This window comes from Pseudomonas rosaeacicularis (genome assembly GCF_057128745.1).
Map to the genome: position 1 here is coordinate 48785 of NZ_JBSKHT010000028.1, position 8397 is coordinate 57181.

The window sequence follows — 8397 nt, forward strand, 5'->3', positions numbered from 1 at the left end:
ATAAAAAATCATTATTCGCGAGCCATCATGAGTCAGTCCGAGTCCATGCCAAACGACAAACTGCCCGCTGAGGAGGCCGTCGCCGACAAGACTGCGCCGGAACAATCGCCGCTGTTCGCCAGCACGCTTGCGCGCGGGCTGGAGGTGATGATGGCGTTCCGCGCCGGCAATCCGAGCATGAACCTTCCGGAGATCGCCGCCGCCACCGGCATCACCAAAAGCGCGGCCCAGCGTTTTGCCTTCACGCTGGAAACCCTGGGATATCTGCGCAAGGACCCGCAAAGCAAGCGCTATCAGCTCACGCCTCGGGCGCTGTCCCTGGGTTTTGGATATTTGCAGACCAACAGCCTGATCGATCGCGCCTCGCCCTATCTGCATCAGCTCAACCGTGAATGCCACGAGAGCTGCAACCTGTCGGAACCCGATGGCCATGAAATGGTATTTGTGGCGCGTTTCCCCAGCCATAACCAAGTCATGATCCCGATGCCGCTAGGCTTGAGCCTGCCGATGTATTGCACGGCGTCTGGCCGGGCCTATCTGTCGCGGCTCGATCCAGACGTTTGCGCCGACCTGCTTGAGGCGATGCCCAAACCCTCGCACACTCACGCCACCCTGACCGACCTTGACGCGTTGCTGGGCAAAATCGCCGAAGCACGGGCCGACGGTTACAGCGGTATCGAAGGTGAGTATTTTCTCGGCGACATCAGTCTGGCGGCGCCGATAGTCGATGCAGGCGGCATGCCGCTGGGCGCAATCAATATCTCGGTGCCCGCCAGTCGCTGGAGTTTCGAAGATGCGCGCAAAGCTTTCGCTCCTGCCTTGATTCATACCGCCCATGCGATTTCCAGTGCCGGCTGGAGCCAGCGTTCAGGCGGGTTTCGATAGGGCGATGCCCATTAGTAAATCCGCTTCTGCCGAAGGCGTAGGAGCCTTGCTTGCAGGCGATCTGACGCGCAGCGGCAGTCAAATCTGCGCTTGGGTATGCCTGACACTCCGTAGGCGCGCGTTTTCATGACTGCTGCGCAGCCAATCGCGGACAAGTCGCGCTCCTACGGCCTGCGGCCAGAATCAAAAGCCGTCGCGAGCAAGCTTCGCTCCGGGACGTTCGCCGGCATAAAATCGCACCCGCATCAGGCATCAACCGATCATTGACCTGACCATGTCCACTGCGTAGCCTTGCGCAGTCGAGGTTCGCCGGTCTGTGTTCTTTAAGATCGGCGCTAAGAAGGGAATGCGGTCACGCCGCAGCTGCCCCCGCAACTGTAAACGGTCATGTTCATTGCACAGCCACTGCGCGAGCGGGAAGGCGCGATGAATGCCTGTCGGATTTCTTCAAAACCGCCAGCGCTGCCGTAAGCCAGGAGACCTGCCTCGACCGGACACTGCGTCCACGCATTCTCACTACAACCGGGCGGGGTGATCCGGTGGCGAATCGAACGGCCAGCGCTCCTGCTGCGCGGTTCTCGTCCCCTTTGCCCGCCGTACCGTCAAAGGGTATCCGATGAAAACACTGGCCAAACTCCCCGTCACCATCGTCACCGGCTTCCTCGGTTCGGGCAAAACCACCTTGCTGCGTCACATGCTCGATAACGCTGAAGGGCGGCGTATCGCGGTGATCGTCAACGAGTTCGGCGAGCTGGGTATCGACGGCGACATCCTCAAGCAATGCACCATCGGCTGCACCGAAGAAGAAGCCACCGGCCGCGTTTACGAACTGGCCAACGGCTGCCTGTGCTGCACGGTGCAGGAAGAATTCTTCCCGGTGATGCGTGAACTGGTGGCCCGTCGCGGCGATCTCGACCATATCCTCATCGAAACCAGCGGTCTGGCACTGCCCAAGCCCTTGGTGCAAGCATTCCAGTGGCCGGAAATCCGCAGCGCCTGTACCGTTGATGCCGTGATCACTGTGGTCGACAGCCCGGCCGTGCTGGCCGGCACTTTCGCCGCGTTCCCGGACCAGGTCGATGCACAGCGCAAGCTTGATCCGAACCTGGACCATGAATCACCGCTGCACGAGCTGTTCGCCGATCAACTGGCCAGCGCCGATCTGGTCATCCTCAACAAAGCCGACATGCTCGACGCTGAATCACTGGCCGCCGTGCGCGCTGAAGTGGCCGAAGAACTTCCCCCTGCGGTGAAAGTCATCGAGGCCAGCAAAGGGCAATTGCCGATCAGCGTGCTGTTGGGCCTTGGCGCTGAATCCGAGCAGCACATCGACAGCCGCAAAACCCATCACGATCATCACGAAGGAGACGACCACGATGATCACGATCACGACGCCTTCGATTCGATCTCCATCACCTTGCCGCAAGCGGACGAGCGCCTGTTGCTGGACGCGCTGACCCAAGCCGTCGTGCAACACGGCATCCTGCGCGTCAAAGGGTTTGCCGCAATCGCTGGCAAGCCGATGCGCCTGCTGGTACAAGGCGTCGGCACCCGGTTCGACAAGCATTTTGACCGTGCCTGGAAGGCAGATGAGGAGCGCGTCACGCATCTGGTGTTGATCGGCCAGGAACTCGACGCCGCCGTGCTCGAAACCCAGCTGCGCGCTGCGGTAACGGCTGTGGCAGTAGCAGGCTAAGACATGCACCTGCTCAGAACCCAGCCCGGCGGTTTCGTCCCCGACGACAGTATCGCTGACTTGGGGCAAACCCCCGCCGATCTGGTGATTCTGTGCAGCGGCGACTCCCATCTGGCATTGCTCGCCGAAACCGCGCAGCAACTGCCCGACGATTACCCCAGCCTGCGTCTGGCCAACCCGATGCAGGTGCAAAACCATGCCTCGGTTGATCTGTATGTCGACGAAGTGCTGCGCCACGCCAAGGTCATCCTGATTTCCCTGCACGGCGGCATCGGCTACTGGCGCTATGGCGTCGAGCGGCTGGTGGAACTGGCGTCACGTGGCGTGAAATTGATTCTGGTGCCGGGCTGTGATCGGCCTGACCCTGAACTGACGGGTCTTAGCAATGTGCCGCAGGAAGAGGCCGAGCGGCTGTGGCATTTCCTGCGTCAGGGCGGCAAGCACAACGCCATGCAGTTCTATAACTGCCTGGCCAGCAGTTGGTTTGGCCGCGAGTATCCCTGGACCGAGCCAGAGCCCTTGCAGCGGACCGTTATCTATCACCCCAAAAAAGCCAGTGCCACGCTCGGCGACTGGCAAGCCGATTGGCTACCGGAGCAACCGGTTGCTGCGCTGCTGTTCTACCGCTCGCATTTGCAGGCGGCCAATACCGGATTTATCGACGTGTTCTGCGAGCGCTTATTGGCCCGGGGCATTAATCCGCTGCCCATCGCCGTCGCCAGCCTCAAAGAGCCTGCGTGCCTGACGGCAGTGCAGGATTGGATGGACGAGGCGGACGCCGAGATCATCCTCAATACCACCGGCTTCGCCCAGTCCAGCCCGGAAGCCCCGCATTTGCGGCCGTTTCGCCGCAATATTCCGGTGATCCAGGCTATCTGCGCGCAAGACAACGAACCGGCCTGGCAAGCCAGCGAGCAGGGCCTTGGCCCACGCGATCTGGCCATGCACATTGCCCTGCCGGAACTGGACGGCAGGATCATCAGCCGACCGATCAGCTTCAAGGATCTGGCGTGGTACAGCGAGCGCAGTCAGTCCGATGTGGTGTGTTATCGCGCCCAGCCCGAGCGTATGGATTTCGTCGCTGAACTGGCGCGGCGCTGGATATTGCTGGGCCGCCTACCCAATCACGACAAGCGCGTGGCCTTAATTCTGGCCAATTACCCGACCCGGGACGGCCGCATCGGCAATGGCGTCGGGCTTGATACCCCGGCGGCGGCGCTGAATATTCTGCGGGCGCTGCAAAACGAAGGCTATCCGCTGGCGCCACTGCCCGACACCGGCACTGAGCTGATTCACGCGCTGTTGGGCGGTGTGACCAACGATCCCGACGGCCGCGATCAGCGCCCATGTCATCAAAGCATGGCCATGGACGAATACCTGGCCGCGTTTCAGGCGCTGCCCGAAGCCAATCAACAGGCGGTCATCCAGCGTTGGGGCACACCTGACAGCGATCCGATGTGCCGTGGCGGTCGGATGATGGTGGCAGGTCTGCGTTTTGGCCAGACCTTCATCGGTATTCAACCGGCCAGAGGCTACGACGTCGATCACAGTGCGGTCTATCACGACCCGGATCTGGTGCCGCCTCACGGCTATCTGGCGTTTTATTTCTGGCTGCGTAAAAGCTATGGCGCCCATGCGGTGATCCATGTCGGCAAACACGGCAATCTGGAGTGGCTGCCGGGCAAGGGCGTGGGGTTGTCCGAGCATTGCTGGCCGGATGCGATCCTGGGTCCGATGCCGAACATTTATCCTTTTATCGTCAACGATCCGGGCGAGGGCGCCCAAGCCAAACGGCGTACTCAGGCGGTAATCATCGACCACCTGATGCCGCCGCTGACCCGCGCCGAGACTTACGGCCCGCTGCGCAATCTGGAGCTGTTGGCCGACGAATATTACGAAGCGCAATTGCTCGATCCGCGCCGCGCCCGCGAATTGCAAAAAGACATTCTCGGGCTGGTGCGCGAAACCCATATTGATCGCGAACTGGCGCTGGAAGAAGGGCTCGACAGCGATGCGGATGTGGCGATCTGGCTGCCGCGTCTGGACACCTATCTGTGTGACCTGAAGGAATCGCAGATCCGCGACGGCCTGCATGTGTTCGGCGAGTCGCCCACCGGGCGTTTGCGCATCGATACGTTGCTGGCTCTGCTGCGCATTCCTCGCGACGATGGCAAAGGTGCGCAGGCGAGTCTGTTGCGGGTATTGGGCAAGGCGTTCGAGTTGGGGATCGACCCGCTGGACTGTGATTTGGGCGAGCCATGGAGTGGTCCCAAACCTCAGGCTTTACATGAAGTCAGTGATGATCCATGGCGCACGGTAGGTGATACGCGCGAACGACTGGAGTTGTATGCAACCGGATTGATCGAGCAGGTTTTGGATGGGAAGTCAGATTTAATACCTTTCGGAAACAACGAATTAGATTTGATAGTTAACTCATTGCTTGAAGTCGTGGCGCCGCGATTAGACGCCTGTGGCCCTGCTGAAATGCAAGGTTTGCTGGACGCCCTGAGCGGCCGCTTCGTACCCGCAGGCCCAAGCGGCGCGCCGAGCCGTGGGCGCCTTGATGTGTTACCGACCGGGCGTAACTTCTTCTCGGTGGACGTGCGCAACTTGCCGACGACCACTGCGTGGCGCATAGGTTTTCAATCGGCAAATCTGTTGCTGGACAGGCACTTGCAAGACAATGGTGATCATCTACGTCAACTTGGCTTGTCTGTCTGGGGCACCGCGACGATGCGCACCGGTGGCGACGATATCGCCCAGGCCATGGCGCTGATGGGCGTTCGTCCCGTGTGGGCCACGGGCAGCCAGCGTGTCGATGATTTTGAAATCCTGCCGCTGAGCCTTCTGGACCGTCCCCGTGTGGATGTCACGCTGCGAGTGTCCGGGTTCTTTCGTGATGCGTTCGCCAATCTGATTCGTCTGTTCGATGCGGCGGTTCAGGCCGTTGCTGCATTGGATGAGCCTGATGACATGAATCCGCTGGCCGCCCGTGTGCGTCAAGAGCGTGCAGAATTCGAACAGGCCGGCGCCACGGCCGAACAAGCAGCCCGGCAAGCGGGCTGGCGTATCTTCGGTGCCAAACCCGGCGCATACGGTGCTGGGGTGCAGAACGCGATCGATGGGCGACTGTGGCAAACCCGCGAGGATTTGGCCGAGGTCTATCTGAACTGGGGCGGATACGCCTATGGCGCGGCGGATGAGGGCACGCCAGCCCGTGAGCGTTTTGCCCAGCGCCTGAGTCAGGTGCAGGCGGTGCTGCAGAATCAGGACAATCGCGAGCACGACTTGCTCGATTCCAACGACTATTACCAGTTTCAGGGCGGCATGCTCGCGGCGGCGGAAACCCTCAGCGGCGCAAAAACCGCTAGCTATCACGGCGATCACAGTCAGCCGGATCTGCCGAAGATTCGTACCCTGAAAGAGGAATTGAACCGGGTGGTGCGCTCACGGGCGGCCAATCCGAAGTGGATCGACGGGGTCAAGCGTCACGGCTACAAAGGCGCGTTCGAGATGGCTGCAACAGTGGATTTTCTGTTTGCCTTCGACGCCACTACCGAGTTGATCGACGACCACCAATACGCCTTGTTGGCGGATGCCTATTTGCTTGACGCATCGACCCGCGAGTTCATCCAGCAACACAACCCCGACGCGCTGCGCGACATGACCGAACGAATGCTCGAAGCGCAGCAACGTGGGTTGTGGCAAGAGCCGGGACAGTACCGGGAGGCACTGGAAAACCTGTTGCTGGATATTGAAGAGCATTGACGGCTGTCGTCTGGCGCTGGCCTGTGGCAGGCATTGGATGGAAATATCCGCAGCGCCGCAGATCCATTGTGGGAGCGGACCTGTCCGCGAAGGCTACCTTCTGGTCGCTAAAGATGGGGCGGCTGCACCGGCCTCTTCGCGGACAGGTCCGCTCCCACGGGGATGAGTTGCGTGCAGATATTCTAGATTTTTTTTCTGAGACCCGAACATGACCGACACCCCGCATTTCCCACTGGCCGCTGTCGTTGGCGCTGACGAGCTGAAACTGGCGCTGTGCCTGACCGCCATCGACCCGAAGATCGGCGGTGTGCTGATCGAGGGGCCACGGGGCATGGCCAAGTCCACCCTGGCTCGCGGGTTGGCGGATTTGTTGGCCAGTGGTCAGTTCGTGACACTTCCATTGGGCGCCACCGAAGAACGTCTGGTCGGCACGCTGGACCTGGATGCAGCGCTGGGTGAGGGCCGTGCGGCGTTTTCCCCCGGCGTATTAGCCAAGGCCGACGGCGGCGTGCTGTATGTGGATGAGGTCAACCTGCTGCCGGATCATCTGGTGGACTTGCTGCTCGATGTCGCTGCCAGCGGTGTCAATTTGATAGAGCGTGACGGCATCTCCCATCAGCATCCGTCGCGTTTTGTGCTGATCGGCACCATGAACCCCGAAGAAGGCGAGTTGCGTCCTCAGTTGCTTGACCGCTTCGGGTTGAATGTGGCGTTGAGCGGGCACACTGCACCGGTGGAACGTGGCCAGATCATTCGCCGGCGACTGGATTTCGACACATCTCCCGAAGTGTTTTGCGCTCAATGGGCCGAGCGCCAGGACGTGTTGAAAGCCCGCTGCGAACGCGCGCGGTTGTTGGTCCCTGAGATCGCGCTGGATGATTTGAGCCTGGAGCGAATCACCGAGCGCTGCTATGCGGCGGGCGTGGATGGTCTTCGCGCAGATCTGGTGTGGTTGCGAGCGGCGCGGGCGCATGCGGCGTGGCGCGGGGCATCGGCTATTTCTGAGGAGGACATTGATGCAGTGGCCGAGTTTGCTTTGCGCCATCGACGTCGCCATGTGGCTCAGACCCAGCCACCGCAATCCGAGTCCCCATCCCAATCCCCGCCGCAGCCACCTGCGACTCCCGACAAGCAACTGCCTGATGAGCAGCCGCTGTCAGGTCAGGGCGAAGGCAGTTGGGGGGAGATGCCCGCACAATCCGTTGCGTCCGGTGCGCGCCGTGATATCCCGAGCTGGCCAAAAAAGCCCTAGGCATTCGCCCTCGTTCGATCAAGGGGGCGGATGCCAAACCCAGGCCGGGTCGACTGGCGGGCGGTAGAAGCGGCGCGGCGCAGGCGGGAATCGACGGGGCAATTGCCTGGCTGCCCACTTTGCTGCGTGGTCGCCCGAAAAATCGTGCTGAACTGGTTCGACTGCCACGGAGTGCGCAGGCCCATGAGCTGTGGTTGGTGATCGTCGATGCCTCGGCGTCTACGCGGCGGCATCAGGCGTTGAGTCAGGCCAAAGGGTTATTGGCGCAGTTGTTCGATGACGCCTATCGACGCCGCGCCCGTCTGGCGTTGCTCACTGCAAGCGGCAGTGCGCCGCGTTGGCAACGTCAGGGTTTGAAAGCCAGCGCGGCCTTGCAGCCGTGGCTCGATGGATTGGGTGCGGGGGGCGGTACGCCACTGTTCGAGGCCCTGGATCAGGCCAGTGAGTGGTTGATACAGCGCAGCAAGCGAAACCCGGCAGAACTACAGCGTGTGCTGGTGCTCACGGACGGTCGGGTCAAGCAGTTGCCGTCGATGGCAAGGTTCGAATGCCCGAGCGTGTTGATCGATATGGAGCTGGGGCCGATTCGGCTGGGAAGGGCGGCGGACATCGCCAGGATGATCGGCGCCGTGTATCGGCACCTCAACACCCTGTAGGAGCGAACTTGTTCGCGAGGCGCGGCGCCTGACGCACCGAGTCGACCTTCTCGCCAACAAGTTAGCTCCTATGTATGGACTCGCCCCCACTGCCAACCCTTTTTTAACACTGCTACCCGGTTGCATCTATGTATCAGGCC

Annotated in this window: 5 protein-coding genes and 1 riboswitch; all 5 genes read left to right on the top strand. The window is 61.2% G+C overall.

Annotated elements, in window-relative coordinates:
* Positions 1-27: 27 nt before the first annotated feature.
* Entirely contained in the window at positions 28-885 is an 858-nt protein-coding gene (locus ACWKWM_RS27515; protein WP_483849126.1) for an IclR family transcriptional regulator, read from the top strand.
* 285 nt (positions 886-1170) lie between these two features.
* A riboswitch (cobalamin riboswitch) is annotated at positions 1171-1388 on the top strand.
* 113 nt (positions 1389-1501) lie between these two features.
* Complete coding sequence (gene cobW / locus ACWKWM_RS27520; protein WP_483849127.1) at positions 1502-2581, top strand: cobalamin biosynthesis protein CobW; 1080 nt, start codon at positions 1502-1504, stop codon at positions 2579-2581.
* A 3-nt stretch (positions 2582-2584) separates the two neighbouring features.
* Positions 2585-6349: a cobaltochelatase subunit CobN gene (gene cobN, locus ACWKWM_RS27525; protein ID WP_483849128.1), complete on the top strand. Its 3765-nt coding sequence runs from the start codon at positions 2585-2587 to the stop codon at positions 6347-6349.
* A 208-nt stretch (positions 6350-6557) separates the two neighbouring features.
* Positions 6558-7601, top strand: a complete 1044-nt coding sequence (locus tag ACWKWM_RS27530; RefSeq protein WP_483849129.1) for a magnesium chelatase ATPase subunit I — start codon at positions 6558-6560, stop codon at positions 7599-7601.
* 53 nt (positions 7602-7654) lie between these two features.
* Positions 7655-8257 carry a vWA domain-containing protein gene (locus ACWKWM_RS27535; protein ID WP_483849132.1) on the top strand — a complete coding sequence of 201 codons (603 nt, stop codon included), beginning with the start codon at positions 7655-7657 and terminating at the stop codon, positions 8255-8257.
* The last annotated feature ends 140 nt before the right edge of the window (positions 8258-8397 follow it).

What these genes read in the sequence shown, in the direction of transcription:
- ACWKWM_RS27530 (WP_483849129.1), top strand. Translation starts at nt 6,558, where the DNA reads ATGACCGACACCCCGCATTTCCCACTGGCCGCTGTCGTTGGCGCTGAC.
- ACWKWM_RS27515 (WP_483849126.1), top strand. Translation starts at nt 28, where the DNA reads ATGAGTCAGTCCGAGTCCATGCCAAACGACAAACTGCCCGCTGAGGAG.
- cobW (WP_483849127.1), top strand. Translation starts at nt 1,502, where the DNA reads ATGAAAACACTGGCCAAACTCCCCGTCACCATCGTCACCGGCTTCCTC.
- cobN (WP_483849128.1), top strand. Translation starts at nt 2,585, where the DNA reads ATGCACCTGCTCAGAACCCAGCCCGGCGGTTTCGTCCCCGACGACAGT.